The following is a 16,962-nucleotide window of genomic DNA, read 5'->3' as shown; positions in this document are numbered from 1 at the left end:
GGGAAAGATTTAGTGGAACTGTCCCTCTTCGGTCGATCCGACCAGGGCGAGGGTGGATGCGTTCGGGTTGAGCGCGGTGGCGATGTCGTCGAAGTAGCCGGTGCCGACTTCGCGCTGGTGCTTGGTTGCGGTGTAGCCGCGGGATTCGGAGGCGAATTCCTTCTCCTGGAGCTCGACGTAGGCGCTCATGCCGGTCCGGGCGTAGCCGTGGGCGAGGTCGAACATCGAGTAGTTCAGGGCGTGGAAGCCGGCCAGGGTGATGAACTGGAACGTGAAGCCCATGGCGCCGAGTTCACGCTGGAACTTCGCGATCGTGGCGTCGTCCAGGTGCTTGCGCCAGTTGAACGACGGCGAGCAGTTGTAGGAGAGCATCTGGTCGGGGAACTCGGCCTTGACGGCTTCGGCGAACTTGCGGGCCAGTTCCAGGTCCGGGGTGCCGGTTTCCATCCAGATCAGGTCCGAGTACGGGGCGTAGGCCTTGGCGCGGGCGATGCAGGGTTCGATGCCGTTGCGGACCTTGTAGAAGCCTTCCGGGGTGCGGACCGGCTGTCCGCCCTCGCGGAGGATGAATTCCTGGTCGCGTTCGTCGACGTCGGAGGTGATCAGGGTGGCTGCCTCGGCGTCAGTGCGGGCGATGACCACCGACGGGGTGCCGGCGACGTCCGCGGCGAGGCGGGCCGCGTTCAGGGTCCGGACGTGCTGCTGGGTCGGGATCAGGACCTTGCCGCCGAGGTGGCCGCACTTCTTTTCCGAGGCGAGCTGGTCCTCCCAGTGAACACCCGCGGCGCCGGCCTGGATCATGGACTTCATCAGCTCGTAGGCGTTCAGCGGGCCGCCGAAACCGGCCTCAGCGTCCGCAACGATCGGGACCAGCCAGTCCTCGACCGTCCGGATGCCCTCGGAGAACTCGATCTGGTCGGCCCGGAGCAGGGCGTTGTTGATCCGGCGCACCACCGTCGGAACCGAGGGGGCCGGGTAACGCGGCGGGTCCGGGTAGGTGTGGCCGGAGTTGTTCGCGTCCGCTGCGACCTGCCAGCCGGAAAGGTAGATGGCCCGCAACCCGGCCTTGACCTGCTGCACGGCCTGGTTGCCGGTCAACGCGCCCAGGGCGTTGGTGTATCCGCCGGTCTTGTGCTCCTCGGTGAGCTGCTTCCACAGCTTCTCCGAACCGCGGCGGGCCAGCGTGTGCTCCTCGGAGACGCGGCCGCGGAGACGGACGACGTCGGAAGCTGAGTAGTCCCGGGTCACACCTTCCCAGCGGGGGTTGGCGGCCCACTCGAGCTCCAGGGCGGCGGCCTGCTGTTCGGGCGTCTGCTGGGTGGGCTCAAATGCTGCAGTCATCGTTGATCTCCTTGATTGAGCTCCGGATGGGGTAGGTGGGAACCTCGCCGTTGAGGTTCCCACCGGCTTTTCCGGTGCGGTGTTTCTTTCCGTGACACTTACTTTTCCGCACTTCCAAGAGGCTTACTAGAGATAAATGATGGAAAGAAATGCACTTCTTCACGTATTCTTTAGAAATGTCACCTGGAAGCTGGAACCGCGAAGCCGCGCCGCCCACCCCGTCCGCCGCGTCTGCCGGACTGGACGTCATCAGCCTTGGCCGCCGCGTGCGCCACCTGCGCAAGCAGGCTGGACTGACTCTCGATAACCTCAGCGCCGCCGTCGGTACTGCGCCCAGCCAGTTGAGCCTGATCGAGAACGGCAAGCGGGAACCGAAGCTCGGGCTCCTGCAGCACTTGGCGTCCGCCCTCAACGTCAGCATCGACCAGCTGCTCGGTGCCGAGCCTCCCAGCCGCCGGGCCGCCTTGGAGATCGAGCTCGAACGCTACCAGCGCAGTCCGCTCTACGAGACGCTGGACTTGCCCAAAATCCGCATCAGCTCGCGGCTTCCGATGGACGTGCTGGAGGCCCAGGTGGGGCTGCTGCATGAGCTGGAGCGCAAGATGAACGAGCAGGTGGCCACCCCCGAGGAAGCGCGCCGGGCGAACGGTGAACTGCGGGCAATGATGCGCGAGCGCGGCAACTATTTTCCGGAGTACGAGGCCGAGGCGCAGAAGGTCCTCAAAGGCGTTGGCTACACCACCGGTCCGCTCAGCCAGCACGTCATCGCGGACATCGCCGAGAACCTCGGATTCACCCTGCACCACGTGGGTGACCTGCCGCATTCCACCCGTTCCGTGACCGATTTGAAGAACCGCAGAATTTACCTGACCCAGAACCAGCGCCAGGACCACGACCCCCGGTCGGTCCTGCTGCAGGCCCTGGGCCACTACGTGCTGGGACACGAAACCCCGAAGAACTACGGCGACTTCCTGGCCCAGCGCGTGGCAACGAACTATTTTGCCGCAGCGCTCCTGCTGCCGGAAAAGGCAACCCTGGAATTCCTGCAGAAGGCGAAGGCCGCCAAGGAAATCGCCGTCGAGGACATCAGGGACGCTTTTGCCGTGTCCTATGAAACGGCAGCCCACCGGTTCACGAACCTTGCCACGCAGCATCTGGGCATCACCACCCATTTCCAGAAAACGCACCAGAGCGGAATCATCTACAAGGCATACGAGAACGACGGCGTGGCGTTCCCGCAGGACCACACCGGCGCCATCGAGGGCCAGCCGTCGTGCAAGGCCTGGACTTCCCGCGCAGTGTTCGACGTTCCGGACAAGTTCAGCGCCTACAGCCAGTACACCGACACGCCATCCGGGACGTACTGGTGCACCGCCCGCACCGAACGTTCAGCCAGCGGCGAGTTTTCGCTCAGCATCGGCGTGCCGTACCAGCACGTCAAATGGTTCCGCGGACGGGAAACCACCGCGCGGGCCAAGTCCACCTGCCCCGACCCGAACTGCTGCAAACGGCCGCCGGCCGAGCTCGCCTCGCAGTGGGCCGGCAACGCCTGGCCCTCCGCCCGGGCCCATTCGCACCTGCTGGCGGCCATGCCGCCCGGCGCCTTCCCCGGCGTCGACGAAACCGAGGTGTACAGCTTCCTTCAGGCGCACTCGGGAACGTGACCCGGACGCTCTCTCACTTGATGTGGATTTCCCTCGGACGCTCTATCACTCTCTTCAGGAAAGTGAGCGAGCGTCCCGGGTTTTCCAGCATTAAGTGAGAGAGGATCGGGTCACCCGTGCAGCTCGCGGTAAGCGTCCGCCGCTGACGGGTGCAACGGAATGCCGGCCGTGTTGATCAGGGAATCCGGGCTCAGGAACTGAACTCCCAGGCTCGAGCGGGGGATGAGCTCCTCCGCATGGCCCACCAGCAGTTCCACGGTTCTTTTCACGGTGCGGGCGTCCAGGTCGCTCCGGCACAGCAGCAGGTTGGTCACCCCCACTGTCCAGACGGCAGGGACACCCCCGTAGGCGCCCGCCGGGATCAGGACCCGGTCATAAAAGACGCCGTACCTGGACCGCAGCGCCGGCAACAACAGGGAAAGATCGAGGAAGTTGAGACCCACGTCGTCATGGGCAGCAGAGATGGCGGCCGTGGGAACGCCCCCGGACCAGAACAGGGCGTCCACTGACCCCGCACGCAGTGCCGCGAGGCCGTCATTGAGGCCCAGGTTCAGGACGGTGACGGCTTGCCCTGCAGCTCCGGCCCCGCCGGCAGCGACGGAACCAAGCCCCGCGGCCTCAAGGAGGCGGGGAGTGGTGAGGGACGTCCCCGAACCCGGCTCGCCCACAGCCACCGTCCTGCCGGCCAGCTCCCCGATGCCCCGGATCCCGCTGGCCTTCCGGACCACGCAATGGACGTAGTTTTCGTACACCCGCCCGAGAGCCGTAATGCCGGCGTCGGACGTGTTCTTCCCTGCTTCCCTCTGCGCGGCGGCATCAGCGAGGGCGACGGCGAACGTGGCTTTCCCGGCAATGAGCTGTCCGAGGTTGTCCAGGCTGCCCCCCGTGGTCAGGGCCGTGGCCTGCCGGGCCACCCCATGGCGCTGCAGGGACGCGGCAAGCAGGGTGGCGAACTCCAGGTAGAAGCCGCCCGGTTCGCCGCCCGCAACGGTAACGGCGTCGGGGCTGTCCGCCGGGGTGCAGGCCGCCAGCGCCGGTGGCAGCAGTCCCGCGAGCCCTGCGGCAGCACCGGCCCTGAGGACTTCGCGTCTCGACGGCGGTCTGAAGCGAAAGTCAGGCATGCGGAGCCACCTGCCCCGTGGCGTCCGGACCGCTTTTGGGGACCCGGGGAAACTCCAGGAACGCCGCCAGGCCGTGCGGGTGCGCCTCGCGGAGCAGCAGGCGTCCACCATTGGCCGCGGCCAGCTTTTCGACGATGGTCATGCCCAGGCCGTTTCCGCGCACGTCCCGGTGCTTCGGTGAACGCCAAAACCGCTGGGTGGCAGATGCCCTTTCCTCGGACGAGAGCCCGGGCCCGTCGTCGGACACTTCGATCACCACGGTGGCGCCGAGGTTACGGACGGCAACCGATATCCGGGCGCGGCCGGCATATTTGACCGCGTTGTTCAGCAGTTCCCCGGCCATCTGCGCAAGGTCCCCCGCATCGCAGGCAATCAGCGCAGGCTGCCCGGACGTTCTGTCGAAATGGATGGAGGCGCCGGCACGTCGCGCGGCAGGTCCTGCACGTTCGGCCTCTTCCTGCAGGACAGGGACTGGATCAATGGGCCCCCGATCTCGCCGCGAAGGCGCGCCGCCGGGTGGGCCGGCGGAATCCTCGAAGGCCCGGTGTTCGGCGGCGGCGAGTTTGAGGACGCCGTCAAGGATCTCCTCGACCCTCTCGAGCTCAGTCTCGACGGCGGATGCAGCTGCCTTTTCCCGGGCGGTCTTCAATTCCAGCTGGAGCAAGTCGACGCGCAGCCGGAGCGCACCAACAGGGTTGCGCAGTTCATGGGAGGTGTCCGCAATGAGCTGGCGCTGCGCTTCGATGCTGTCACTGACGCTTTGTGCCATCGCAGTGAAGGAACGGCTCAGGGCCCTCAGCTCGGGCGGCCCTTCCTCCGGCAGCCGGCTGCTGCGGCCGGTGGTTTCCAGTTCGGCGACGGCGGCATTGAGCCGGTGGACAGGGCGCAGCACCCAGCGGGTCACCCGGGACGCGCCGATGAGGAGCATCGCCATGAGTGCCGCCGCGGCCAGTCCGACGCCGAGCCAGCGTTCGCGGAGTTTCTGCCGGGCAGCGTCCTGGTTGACTTCCAGGACCGCTGCTCCGAGTACCTGGCTGGCGCTTCCAAACGAGCGGGAAATCACCTCGGAGCCCGTGCCGAACGGCTGAAGCGGCGCCAGTGTGGTGTCACTGAGGTTCAGGCTGGCCCTGGCCAAGGCATTCCGCACGTCTGCCCGGTCCTCGCTCAGGCCGCCGGAGCGCAGGGTGCCCTGCTGGAGCCGGACCAGGACTCCTTCGGCGTAGAGCTCCGAGTACCTGTCCATTTCGGCCTGCAACTGGGTGGAATCACCTCCCTCAGTGCCGGCGTCGAACGCAACCTGCGCCAGCCTGTTTAGGGCAGTGGCCCGGTTGATCTGGAGTTCCTGCGTGAGTTCCCGGCTGGCGGAGGCCAGGAGGGCATTGGACGCGATGAGCACCAGGAGGACGGAAAGGATGCTCAGGATCCCGAGGACACGGAGCTTCACGCAGGGTCCGCCTCGACCCTATAGCCGACCCCGCGGACGTTGATGATGAACCCCGGCAGCTGCAGTTTGGACCTCAGCCCGGTCAGGTGCACGTCAAGTGACCGCGAGGAGGCCAGGAACGCATCGCCCCACAGTGCGTCCAGGATCTGTTCGCGGGTCACTACTGACCCTGCATGGCTGGCCAGTAGGGCCAGCAGGTCGAATTCCGTGGCGGTCAGGGGGAGTACCTGTGCGCCGAGGACTACCAGGCGGCGTTCGAGGTCCACCTCGAGTTCCCCCAGCACGATCCGCCGCTGCGTGTTGCCGGGAGCGCGGCCCGCCCGCCGGGTGACGGCTTCGATCCGGGCCAGGAGCTCCACGAGCTTTACGGGCTTGACGAGGTAGTCATCAGCCCCGGAACGGAGGCCAAGGACCACGCTCCGTTCGTCGTCGCGCGCAGTGAGGATCAGGATGGGAACGTCCGTGACCTGCCGAAGCTTCCGGAGCACCTCGAGGCCGTCCATGTCGGGAAGTCCCAGGTCCAGCAGGATCACGCCGAAGCGCCGGTGCTCCAGGAGTGCGTCGGCGCCCCGGGAAACCCTGGCCGACGCATGCCCGGCGGAAACCACGGCCGCCCCGAGGGCGGATGCCATGGCGTCGTCGTCCTCGACGATCAGCACATCCATTGCCAGTTCCTGTTCCGTTGGGCGGCTTCCGTTTTCAGGGGCGCGATTTCCCCTGCCCGCCTTTGGAGGTTACCCCGTTCGCTTGTTTTCCGCCCGGCCCCGGGGCGGTCGCACTGCCCGGCACCGCGGCCTTGGACCCGCCGCCCGCGGGGAAAACCTAAGGAAGTGTTAGGAATTCGGTTTTCGCTTGGGCTGTGCGCTGGCTCACCAATAGCTTTGGTGGGGTCCCCGGGCTTCCAGGGGACGTTCAACGTCGAGGAGGAACCATGAGCAATGCTGCCATGGACAGCACGAAAGTCGGGCCAGGGCGCATAGCCGGGGCCGCGCAGCCAAGGAAGGTTCAGCGATGAGCACCCAGCAAACCGCGGCAGTGAGTGAGTCGGCCGAGACCCGACGGGCGGTCAGCAACATCCTCAAGGGCTCTGCCGGCAACTTGGTGGAGTGGTATGACCTGTACGTCTACACGGTCTTCGCCGCCTACTTCCAGTCCCACTTCTTCAACTCGAAGGACGACCTCCAGGCGGGCCTGGAAGCGATGGCCGTCTTCTCGACGTCGTTCCTCATGCGGCCCATCGGCGCCTGGTTCTTCGGCCGGTACGCCGACCGCAACGGCCGCAAGGCAGCGCTGACCCTCAGCGTGACCCTGATGTCCGCGGGGTCATTCGCCATCGCCGTTCTGCCCACCACCGAGCAGGTGGGCGTCTGGGCATTGATCCTGCTGATCCTGATCCGCCTGGTCCAGGGCTTCTCCGTGGGCGGCGAGTACGGCACCAGTGCCACCTACATGTCCGAGGCTGCCACGTCCAGGCGGCGCGGCTTCTTCTCCAGCTTCCAGTACGTCACCCTGATCGGCGGCCAGATGCTGGCCCTGCTGGTCCTGGTGATCCTGCAAAATGCCATGCCCAAGGATGACCTCACGGAGTGGGGCTGGCGGATCCCGTTCGCGCTGGGCGGCGTCGCGGCGCTCGTGGTCCTCTGGCTCCGGCGCTCTATGGAAGAGACCGTTTCGGAGGAGCAGGTGCAGGCTGCAAGGACCCCGGCCGAAGCGGGAGTTGCCCAGCCCGGCACCATGAAGCTGCTGTTCACGCAGTATTGGAAGCCGCTGCTGATCTGCATCGGTGTCACGCTCGGCGGCACCGTGGCCTTCTACACCTACACCAACTTCATCCTGAAGTTCATGAACGATACCTCCGGCATCGCCAAGACCGACACCTCGGTGATCAACTTCTGGGCGCTGTTCATCTTCATGCTCCTGCAGCCCGTGTACGGCATGATTTCGGACAAGGTGGGCCGCAAGCCGCTGCTCCTGTGGTTCGGCATCACCGGCGTCCTGTTCACCTGGCCGCTGCTCTCCACCCTGTCCAACACCAAGGATCCCTTTACCGCCTTCCTGCTGATGATGGGTGGCCTGGTGATCGTGGGCGGCTACACCTCCATCAACGCACTGGTGAAAGCCGAGCTGTTCCCGGCCTCGATCCGTGCCCTTGGCGTCGGCCTGGGTTACGCGATCGCCAACTCGCTGTTCGGCGGGACCGTTCCACTCATCGGCGCAGCCTTCCAGAAGGCCGAGCGGGTTGACCTGTTCTTCACCTACGTCACTGTGGCCATTGCCCTCTCGCTGCTGGTGTACATCTTTGCGCTGAAGAACAAGAAGGCAACCCACCTGGACCAGGAACAGGGCCACGCGTGGGTGCAGGAGCGCAAGGACGGCGACAAGGACAAGGACCTGCTGGGCGTCTAGCTCCCGGAGGCGCACCCGCGGCAGGACTGATGACGACGGCGGGTGCCCGCCCGCCGTCGTCCGCCCGCCACGCCACGACGCTCTATCACTTGATGTGGATTTTCCTTCGACCCTCTCTCACTTTCTTCAGGAAAGTGAGAGAGGGTCCCGGGTTTTCCACCGTTAAGTGAGAGAGGGTCCGGCGCGGCGTCCCGCGAGCCGGGCGAGACCAAAACGAATGCAAAGCGTGACCCTGCCGGCATCGTCACGCGCCGCCGTCGCTGTTTCACTGGGAGGAGGCGGATTCCCGCCTTTGGCATGCCAGGGGAGGCAACAGAGGTGTTTCGTTTTCAGCGGATAATCGCGCTGGGTGCCTTGATGGGACTGGCGGGGTGTGCGGCGCCGGCCCGGCCGCCGGTCCCGGAACTCCTCACGGCCGACGGCGTCGAGCGGGTTTCGGTGGACCGCGCGGACTACGCCGCTGAGCTGCGCTCCTTCCGGGCTTCCGCGTTCGTCCTCGGCGAGGCGCTGCTGGCCGACGGCGGCGACGGCGCCAACGGGAACGTCGTGTCCTCGCCCGGGAGCCTGCTGATTGCCCTCGCCATGCTGCGGGCGGGTGCCACCGGCGGGACCGCGGCCGAGATGGACAGCGTCCTGCAATTCCCCCTTGAGAAGCGCGACGAGGCCATGAACTCGGTCCTCCGCTCGCTGGAAAAGTTCGACGGCGACCCCGGCGCAGTGGATGAGGACAACCCGCCGCGGAAACCGGTCATGCACTCCGCCAACGGGCTTTTCGTCGACAAGGACGTGCCTACCGGGCGGTCCTTCCTGGACACACTGGCCCGGCACTATGGATCGGGGGTGTATCCCGTGGATTTCAGCGACGAAGAAGCAACGAAGCCCGCCATAGATGCGTGGGTGAGCAGGAACACCGGCGGCCGGATCAAGGAGGCCCCGGCGGAATACGACCCCGACAATACCTTCAGCCTGCTCAACTCGCTGTACTTCGCCGCCGCCTGGAGCGCACCGTTCGATCCGAACGCCACCTCCGACCTGCCGTTCACGACAGCCGCGGGCGAGGAAATCGCGGTGCCTGCCATGCACAACGAACTCACGATGAAATATGCGGAAGGTGCCGGCTGGCAGGGTGTGGACCTTCCCTACGCCGACGGTTTCGTCATGCGGCTGGTCCTGCCCGCGGAGACGGCCGCTCCCGACGGCACAGCCGCTTCCCGTGACACTCCCGCCCCCGCGGCCTTCGGCGCGGAGAAACTGACGGAAATCGCGGCCATGTTTGACGTGGCCCAGCCCGCGTCGTTGCAGATCCAGCTGCCCCGCTGGGACCACAGGTCCAGTTTTGACCTCCGCAAGGTCTTCGGGGCGCTGGGACTGGAGAACATGCTCGGCACCACGGAGGACTTCAACAACATCCAGCCGCAGATGATGATCACCCAGGCCGCCCAGGCTGCCAACATCACCGTGGCCGAAAAGGGCACCATTGCCGCCGCGGTAACCCAGATCAACGGAATGGCCACCAGCGCCCCGCCGCAGCCTGAGCGGACCATCGAGTTCGACCGGCCGTTCCACTACCAGATCGTCCACGTTGAAACCGGGCTGCCGCTGTTTATGGGAACCGTGGCCGATCCCAGGTGAGCGCGCGCCCCGGGCCTGCCCTCTCCACCGTCCCCGACCTCAGACGCTCTATCAGCTAATGCGGGAAAATCCTGAACCCTCTCGCACTAGGTGCAAGAGGGTTGCGGAAAAACGCGCATTAAGTGAGAGAGGGTCCGGGGCGGGGTGGCAGTTAGCGGGCTCCGCCCTGCCACAGGGCATCGAACGGGGCGCCTGACGCCACGCGGTTGCGGATGCCCGCCGTGACGAATTCCTTGGCCGTCCGGGCAGCCTCCAGCGGCGTGGCGCCCTTGGCGAGTTCCGCCGTCACAGCCGCGGCCAGCGAGCAGCCGGCACCGGAAACCGCCACCTCACCCACCTTGGGCGCGCTGAGGACCTCAAGGGTCTCGCCGTCATAGAAGACGTCGACGGCGTCCGGGCCTTCCAGCCGCACCCCGCCCTTGGCGAGCACGGCGGCGCCGCTGAGCTCATAGATGCGGATGGCGGCGGCCTTGAGGGACTCTACGTCCGTGATATCCAGGCCGGACAGCGACTCGGCCTCGAAGTGGTTCGGCGTGACAAAGGTGGCCAGCGGAAGGATCTGCGCCTTCAGCGCCTGGTCCGTGTCCAGGGCGTGCCCGGGCTCCTGGCCCTTGCAGATCAGCACCGGGTCCAGGACCACGTTTTCGAACCGGCCGGCGGCCAGGGCATCAGCGACTGTGGCGATGGTGGCGGGACTGCCCAGCATGCCGATCTTCACCGTGTCCAGCACCGGACGTCCGGGCTCCGAAGGAGCGGACGACGACGGACCGTACGCGGCCGTCGTCGCCTCCAGTTGGTCCGCGATCACCTGCTGGTCCACCGGTACGAACCGGTGGTTCCAGCTGTCGTTCGGGTTGAACGAAACGATGCACGTGAGGTTGGCGATGCCAAAGACGCCGAGTTCCTGGAAGGTTTTCAGGTCCGCCTGGGCGCCGGCGCCGCCGGTTGCTTCGGAGCCTGCGATGGTCAGGACGACTGCGGGAGCTGTGACGGGCCGGGGTGCGGCAACGGAAACGGAAGTCATGGCACCATCCTGCCATCCGCCGTCGGCCGCCCGCTTTGTGCCGCTGTACAGCGACGACAGGCCGTACTGCAAACGTAGCTGCCCCGCGGCCAGGGAACAGCCCGTCCATACCCCGAGGGGGCGGGCCAGAGGCGAGCATTGCCAGGCCTGTCCAAAGGCGTACCATTCGGTAGGGGGGCTCGTCATGGATGGGTTCTTTTAGCACAGGAGAAAAGCAGTGGCAGAATCAACGACGAAGCGCGGCCGTGCGACTGGAGCTTCAGCACGGATTACCGCAGTGCTGACAGATCACCCCGTGATCCCAAGCATCAAGGATGAGGACGGGCTACGAGCGGTCCTGGGCGTTCACTGCCCAGTAGTTTTTGTGCTCTTTGGGTCTGTTATGAGCATTCGCCGAATCGTGGAGACCCTGAAAGCTGCAGGAAAGACTGTATTCGTCGATGTTGATCTGCTTGACGGTTTTTCCAGCAAGCCGGTTGTCGTTGATTTCCTCAAGGCGAACACGCGGGCGGACGGAGTCCTAAGCTCAAAGGCCGTCATAGTCCGGGCTGCAAAGACCGCGGGACTCCTGGCAATCCATCGTCTCTTCCTCATCGATTCCTTCAGCTACAACAATCTGCCGAAGCAGGTCAGCCTGTCCGGAGCGGACGCCATCGAGATCCTGCCAGGGTGCATGCCCCGGGTCATCTCCTGGATCCGTGAGGACACTGATCTCCCCCTTATCGCGGGGGGACTGGTGTGCGACAAGGAAGACGTCATTGGTGCCCTGGGTGCTGGCGCCACAGCAGTTGCGTCGTCCAACCGCGATGTATGGCTGATGTAGGCTGCCGGTATTCTGGTTCAAGTCAGGACTCCTCACGTCAGGGGTGTCCAGGCCCACCAGCCTCCCTCTGGCCAGGTCCGCGTCCCTGTGCTACGCTCTCTCACAACCAAAAACTAAATAACGGTCACGGCGCAAGCCAATGACAGTTGCTAAACACTAGAGAACAGCGACCCCAAATATCAGGGGATTGCTGTTCTCTTTTTTTGTGCCTTCCGCCTGCAGGGCAGGCAGTGCAAGAGCCAAAGCAAACCGATACCGCTAGAACGAATGGAATCAGCTAAATTGACAACCCTAACGCGCGAAGAAATCGTGAATGCCTACATCGACATCCTTGGCCGTGCGCGAGTGATAACCGACGAGCAGACACTGAAAGAAAACAGTGTGGACAGGTACTACAAAGTCGAGAACGTGTTCGGAATATACTCGCTGCCTTTGCCGGCAGCGGTGGTACGACCCAGCACCCCTGAGGAAGTTTCCGCAGTTCTGAAATTCGCCAACGAATATGGCGTGAACGTCGTGCCAAAGACCGGAGGGTCGGCAACAGAAGGCGGTCTCGAAACAGTGGTCGAAAACTCCATCGTGCTCGATGGGTCGACCATGAACGAGATCATCAACATTGATACCGACAACATGATTGCGACTGTCCAGTGCGGTGTCTGCCTGGAGGACCTCGAAAATGAGCTCCGAGCAATCGGCTATACCACGGGACATTCGCCGCAGTCGAAGCCTCTCGCCCAGTTCGGCGGACTCGTTGCCACCCGTTCCATCGGCCAGTTCTCGACTCTCTACGGCGGCATCGAGGACTTGTTGATCGGAGTAGAGACCGTATTCCCCAACGGCGAAATCTGCCGCATCAAAAACGTTCCGCGCCGCGCGGCCGGACCGGACATCCGACACCTGGTCATCGGAAATGAAGGCGCACTCAACTTCATCACTGAAGTAAGCGTCAAGATCTTCCGCTACTACCCCGAGAACAACAGGTTCTACGGCTACCTCTTGAACGATATGAAGACCGGGTTCGAAATCCTTCGGGAAGTTGTGACCCAGGGGTATCGCCCCTCGGTCGCGCGGCTATATGACAAAGAAGACGGCCTCTACCACTTCAAGCATTTCTCCGACGGCCGCTGCGTATTGATCTTTATGGCCGAGGGGCCAAAGCGCATCGCGGATGCGACTGGGGCTGCAATTGAAGAGATTGTTTCCTCATTCGATTCAGCAGAACGTGTCGAGGATTCTCTCATTGAAGATTGGTTCAATAATCTGAATTGGGACGTTTCCAAGATCGAAGAGGAAAGAATCGAAATACGCGAGACCTTGAACAACGGTTTCACGACAGAAGTCTCCGGCAACTGGAGCGTCATTAACGATATTTACGAGAGCGCCATTGCCAGGATTCGTAAAGAGGTGTCCGCAGATTTCAGCCTGCTGGGCGGCCACTCGAGCCACAGCTACCTCAATGGCACCAACATGTACTTTGTCTACTACTACAAGATCGACGTGGATCCCACTGAGGAACGCACCACCTACCACGACCCCATCCAAAACATCATTGTTGAGGAAACGCTCAAACATGGTGGTTCCATGTGCCACCACCACGGCGTCGGTAAGCATCGGACGCACTTCCTCGCCGAGGAATATGGGTCGTCGCTCTACATGCTGGAGACCCTTAAATCTGCCTTCGATCCGAACGGCATCATGAACCGCGGAACCATTTTTCCGCTCTGACGTATAGGCACAGTCTCGGCCAGCGCGGCAAGGGTGGGTGCAGTCCTGCCCACACCCTTGCCGAGCCGGGCCTGGTTCAAGACACACAAAGGAGTGCACGTGTCCGAAGCAAGCATCACAGATTTCCAGATGGATTTCTTTTCACTCAAAGGCATGAATGCCATTGTCACCGGAGGAAACACAGGGCTCGGTCAGGCGTTCAGCCTTGCGCTGGCGAAAGCTGGAGCGAATGTTCTGGCGGCAAGCATCATGCCTGACGACGGCGCAACGGGAGCCATGGTGGAGGCTGCCGGAGCTAAATATGCGTACGTCATGTCGGATATCACAGTTGCCGGAAACCCCAAAAAAGTGGTTGACGCCTGTATAGCGGAATTCGGCAGCGTCGACATTCTGGTCAACTGCGCGGGCCGCAGCATCAACGAGCCTGACGTCCTCGAATACACCCGTGAACAGTGGGATCCAATGGTGGCGTTGAACCTCACCGCCGCCTTCGAGATGTCACATGAGTGCGCCAAACACATGGTCCCGCAGCGCAGCGGCAAGATCATCAACATTTGCTCCGTATTCACTTTCCTTGGCGGCCAGTGGTCGCCAGCCTACGCAGCAACGAAGCACGGCATCGCGGGTTTCACGAAAGCCTACTGCGATGAACTCGCGCAATTCGGTATCCAGGTCAATGGAATAGCGCCCGGCTACTACGCCACCGAACTGACCACGGCAACCAGGGCAAACCCGGAGACCAACCAGCGAGTCCTGGACCATATCCCCGCCAACCGCTGGGGGCAGACGCAAGACCTCATGGGAGCGACCGTATTTCTTGCCAGCCGAGCATCTGACTACGTCAATGGTCACATCCTGAGCGTCGACGGCGGCTACCTGGTGCGCTAACACCTTCAGCAGATTAGGACACGAACCATGACCACCAAGTACATCATCGGACTCGACGGGGGATCGCAAAGTTCGAAGGTAGTCATCTTTGATACACATGGACGGATCGTGTGTGAGGCAAGCCAGTCCCTGGAACCGATGTCAACGCCGGGGCCTGGCATCGCCGAACATCCCAACGATGACCTTTACGATTCGATCGTCGCAGCAGCCAGCCGCGTAATGAAGGCGTTCACCGGAAACCCTGCCGACATTATCGGCGTCGGCTTATGCACCATTCGGTGCTGCCGCGCCCTGGTTCGCAGCGACGGCACCCTTGCCGAACCAGTGCAAAGCTGGATGGACCGTCGACTGTCCGAGGCATATGAGCACAGCAACGACGATGTCGCTTACGTCACCACGGCCTCCGGCTACCTCATGGCCCGGCTGACAGGGGAGTTCACTGACACCGCGGCCAACTACATCGGCCCGTGGCCAATGGACGGTCAAACCTGGAACTGGTTCAGCGATCAGGGACGATTCGACTCGTTCAAGGTGCCGCACAACATGCTGTATCGGCTGCAGATGCCTGGCGAAATTGGCGGGTACGTCAACGCCGGTTTTGCCGCCGACACCGGAATCCCTCAGGGTATCCCTGTTGTCCATACAGCCAACGACAAAGCTGCCGAGGCTCTCGGTTCCGGACTCCGCGACGAGGGGACAGGTCTGGTGTCCTTGGGGACCTACATTGCAGGCATGATCCTGGGACACGATTTTGTGGCCGAACCTAAGAGCTACTTCTCGAATTTTGCGTCCCAGCCACACCGCTATATCTACGAAAGTGCCGGTATTCGTCGTGGAATGTGGACGGTGTCGTGGTTGCGAAACCTGCTTGGGGCCGAAATAACCCACGCCGCCGGAAAGGCCGGCGTGAGCAGCGAGGAATACCTCAATGACTTGGCATCAACCGTTCCCGCGGGCAGTGAGGGCCTGCTCTGTGTCCTCGATTGGCTGGCACCTCCCAACAAGCCATACAAGAAAGGGATGTTCATCGGATTCGATGAACGTCATGGATACGCGCATATGTACCGCGCCGTCCTTGAAGCAATAGCCTTCACAATGAAAACGAACATGGATGCGATGCTGTCCGAACGGGAAGCCAGCATCGAAACACTGGTTCTTTCGGGCGGCGGTTCAAAAAGCGATCTCTGCATGCAGATCTTCGCGGACGTTTTCAATATTCCGGTTGAAAGAAACGTGGTCCGTGATGGGGCTGGCCTAGGCGCTGCGATCTGCGTCGCGGTGGCTTGCCGTGTCTACCCCTCTTTTGATGAGGCTTCTTCGCACATGGTTCGGCGCAGGGATCGGTTCGAACCCAATCCCGCCAATGTCGCGCTGTATCAACAACTTCGCTCCGTCTCGGCGGAGATCACGGCCCAAACAGACGCCATCCTGGAAAAGACCCACCGCATCCTATTAGACAACCAAGGAGACACCTCTTATGCCTAAGCTAGGCAAATCAAAGAAGATTATTCAGCTAGCTTTGCTTATTCTCGCCGCTGGATCCATTTATCCACTCGTATACCTTCGCCAGAACTTTGAGTCGACCATTCTAGAGGTCTTTGGCCTGTCCAATTCGGAACTGTCGGGGCTTTACTCAATGCTCGGCATTATATTTGTCGTGGGTTATATTCCCAGTGGATGGCTGGCGGATAAGATCCCTGTCAGGTACCTGATCACATTCTCACTGCTCCTCACGGCAGCGACCGGGTTGTACTATGCGCAGATCCCCGATAAGTCCATGCTCGTATACGTGTATCTGATCTGGGGCTTCGCCACGGTCTTCACCTTCTGGAGTGCGATTCTCAAGACCGTCAGCCTGCTGGCGGATAAGAGCGAGGAAGGCAAGTACTTTGGCGCCCTGGACGGCGGGCGAGGTTTAGTCGAAGCCATTCTGGCCAGCATTGCGGTAGGCGTGTTCGCATTCTTTGTGGGTAACGGATCGAACATCGAAAACACCAAAGCCGGGTTCCAAGGCGTGGTGTATATGTACTGTGCGGTTCTGGTTGTGGTTGCGATACTCGTCTTCTTTGCGTTGTCGGAAAGTGAGCGTAAGACGCCGGACCTGGTCAGCGAGCCCGCTGAGTCGACGATCGCCGCAGTAAGACGAATCTTGAAAATCCGTGAAGTGTGGGTCATGACTGTGGTCTTGTTCTGCGGGTACACCCTGTTTTGGGGCCACTATTACTTCTCGGGCTACCTCGACGTCAATCATGCTGTCACCCCGGTCAGCGCGGGTGTGGTGACTGTCATCGTTTTGTGGATGCGTCCCATCGGCGGTTTCGGGGGCGGGTACCTTGCCGATAAGTTCGGCAAAGCGCGTGTTCTTTCGATCTCCATGGTCGTTGCAGCTGTGGGGTTGATCGGACTCGCTCTCATCCCCGGCAATTGGGGCGTCGGCGCCGTCTACGTCCTGGTCGTACTGGTGGGACTGTTCATGTACGTAATTCGTGGAATCTATTGGTCCCTCCTGGATGATTGCCGCGTACCCGTGGCCGCTACCGGCATCGCGATCGGAATCATCTCATTTGTCGGCTATCTTCCAGACATTGTTATTCCGCAGATCAGCAGCGCCATTTACACTGCCTTTGGCGACAACGTGGCAGGCGCCAACAACTTCTTCTTTGCCGTCACCGGAGGCATCGGTCTGGTGGGGGCGCTGGCAGCCGGCTACTTTGCGGTTCTGATGAAGAGGCGCAACGACCTTGAGAGTTCGAACGCGGACGAAGAGCTGCAGGCGGCCAGCTAGCTTGGTCCTGCCAGTGGCGATAAACCAAAGGTTTTGGGGAACCTGCGGTTAGCCCGCCGTCACCGGGTCAGGAAGCGCTCGGCCGGGATATCCCGGCCGAGCGCTTCCT

General features: G+C 62.6%; 13 protein-coding genes. 8 read left to right on the top strand and 5 right to left on the bottom strand.

Features of this window, described 5'->3' with window-relative positions; translation table 11 throughout:
• Positions 1-9: 9 nt before the first annotated feature.
• On the bottom strand, positions 10-1,341 hold the full coding sequence (aceA, locus tag U7114_RS14115) for an isocitrate lyase (RefSeq protein ID WP_323057703.1): 1,332 nt from the start codon (positions 1,339-1,341) through the stop codon (positions 10-12).
• 149 nt (positions 1,342-1,490) lie between these two features.
• Between aceA and U7114_RS14110 the strand changes: the two genes are divergently transcribed.
• Positions 1,491-3,005, top strand: coding sequence for an XRE family transcriptional regulator (locus U7114_RS14110; RefSeq protein ID WP_157239277.1), 1,515 nt, complete (start codon positions 1,491-1,493; stop codon positions 3,003-3,005).
• Between the two features lie 110 nt (positions 3,006-3,115).
• Here U7114_RS14110 and U7114_RS14105 read toward each other — a convergent pair whose 3' ends face one another.
• From U7114_RS14105 to U7114_RS14095, 3 genes are read right to left on the bottom strand one after another with little or no spacing between them, the layout of a single operon-like run.
• Positions 3,116-4,126: a TAXI family TRAP transporter solute-binding subunit gene (locus tag U7114_RS14105; RefSeq protein WP_157239275.1), complete on the bottom strand. Its 1,011-nt coding sequence runs from the start codon at positions 4,124-4,126 to the stop codon at positions 3,116-3,118.
• Positions 4,119-5,570 (bottom strand): HAMP domain-containing sensor histidine kinase, encoded by a 1,452-nt coding sequence (locus U7114_RS14100; RefSeq protein WP_323057702.1) that lies wholly within the window; start codon positions 5,568-5,570, stop codon positions 4,119-4,121. The genes U7114_RS14105 and U7114_RS14100 overlap by 8 nt, the downstream gene beginning before the upstream one ends.
• Positions 5,567-6,235, bottom strand: coding sequence for a response regulator transcription factor (locus U7114_RS14095; RefSeq protein ID WP_323057701.1), 669 nt, complete (start codon positions 6,233-6,235; stop codon positions 5,567-5,569). The genes U7114_RS14100 and U7114_RS14095 overlap by 4 nt, the downstream gene beginning before the upstream one ends.
• 346 nt (positions 6,236-6,581) lie before the next feature.
• Between U7114_RS14095 and U7114_RS14090 the strand changes: the two genes are divergently transcribed.
• Positions 6,582-7,976 (top strand): MFS transporter, encoded by a 1,395-nt coding sequence (locus U7114_RS14090; RefSeq protein WP_323057700.1) that lies wholly within the window; start codon positions 6,582-6,584, stop codon positions 7,974-7,976.
• A gap of 357 nt (positions 7,977-8,333) precedes the next feature.
• Positions 8,334-9,608, top strand: coding sequence for a serpin family protein (locus U7114_RS14085; RefSeq protein ID WP_323057793.1), 1,275 nt, complete (start codon positions 8,334-8,336; stop codon positions 9,606-9,608).
• A 151-nt stretch (positions 9,609-9,759) separates the two neighbouring features.
• On the opposite strand, the gene U7114_RS14080 is transcribed toward U7114_RS14085, so the two are convergent.
• Positions 9,760-10,632 carry a hydroxymethylpyrimidine/phosphomethylpyrimidine kinase gene (locus U7114_RS14080; RefSeq protein WP_323057699.1) on the bottom strand — a complete coding sequence of 291 codons (873 nt, stop codon included), beginning with the start codon at positions 10,630-10,632 and terminating at the stop codon, positions 9,760-9,762.
• 217 nt (positions 10,633-10,849) lie between these two features.
• Here U7114_RS14080 and U7114_RS14075 point away from each other — a divergent pair, with 217 nt between their 5' ends.
• The 5 genes from U7114_RS14075 to U7114_RS14055 all read left to right on the top strand — a co-directional run bounded on the left by U7114_RS14075 (position 10,850) and on the right by U7114_RS14055 (position 16,853).
• Complete coding sequence (locus tag U7114_RS14075) at positions 10,850-11,455, top strand: glycerol-3-phosphate responsive antiterminator (RefSeq protein ID WP_197432426.1); 606 nt, start codon at positions 10,850-10,852, stop codon at positions 11,453-11,455.
• A 309-nt stretch (positions 11,456-11,764) separates the two neighbouring features.
• Positions 11,765-13,180 carry an FAD-binding oxidoreductase gene (locus tag U7114_RS14070; RefSeq protein ID WP_323057698.1) on the top strand — a complete coding sequence of 472 codons (1,416 nt, stop codon included), beginning with the start codon at positions 11,765-11,767 and terminating at the stop codon, positions 13,178-13,180.
• Between the two features lie 99 nt (positions 13,181-13,279).
• Positions 13,280-14,068 (top strand): SDR family NAD(P)-dependent oxidoreductase, encoded by a 789-nt coding sequence (locus U7114_RS14065; RefSeq protein ID WP_323057697.1) that lies wholly within the window; start codon positions 13,280-13,282, stop codon positions 14,066-14,068.
• A 27-nt stretch (positions 14,069-14,095) separates the two neighbouring features.
• Positions 14,096-15,553, top strand: coding sequence for an FGGY-family carbohydrate kinase (locus U7114_RS14060; protein ID WP_323057696.1), 1,458 nt, complete (start codon positions 14,096-14,098; stop codon positions 15,551-15,553).
• Entirely contained in the window at positions 15,546-16,853 is a 1,308-nt protein-coding gene (locus U7114_RS14055; protein ID WP_323057695.1) for an MFS transporter, read from the top strand. The genes U7114_RS14060 and U7114_RS14055 overlap by 8 nt, the downstream gene beginning before the upstream one ends.
• Positions 16,854-16,962 lie beyond the last annotated feature (109 nt).

Source organism: Pseudarthrobacter sp. C1, from assembly GCF_034720455.1.
Taxonomy (GTDB): Bacteria; Actinomycetota; Actinomycetes; order Actinomycetales; family Micrococcaceae; genus Arthrobacter.
The sequence above is the reverse complement of the archived record's forward strand: the minus strand, read 5'-3'. Positions and strand labels throughout refer to the sequence as shown.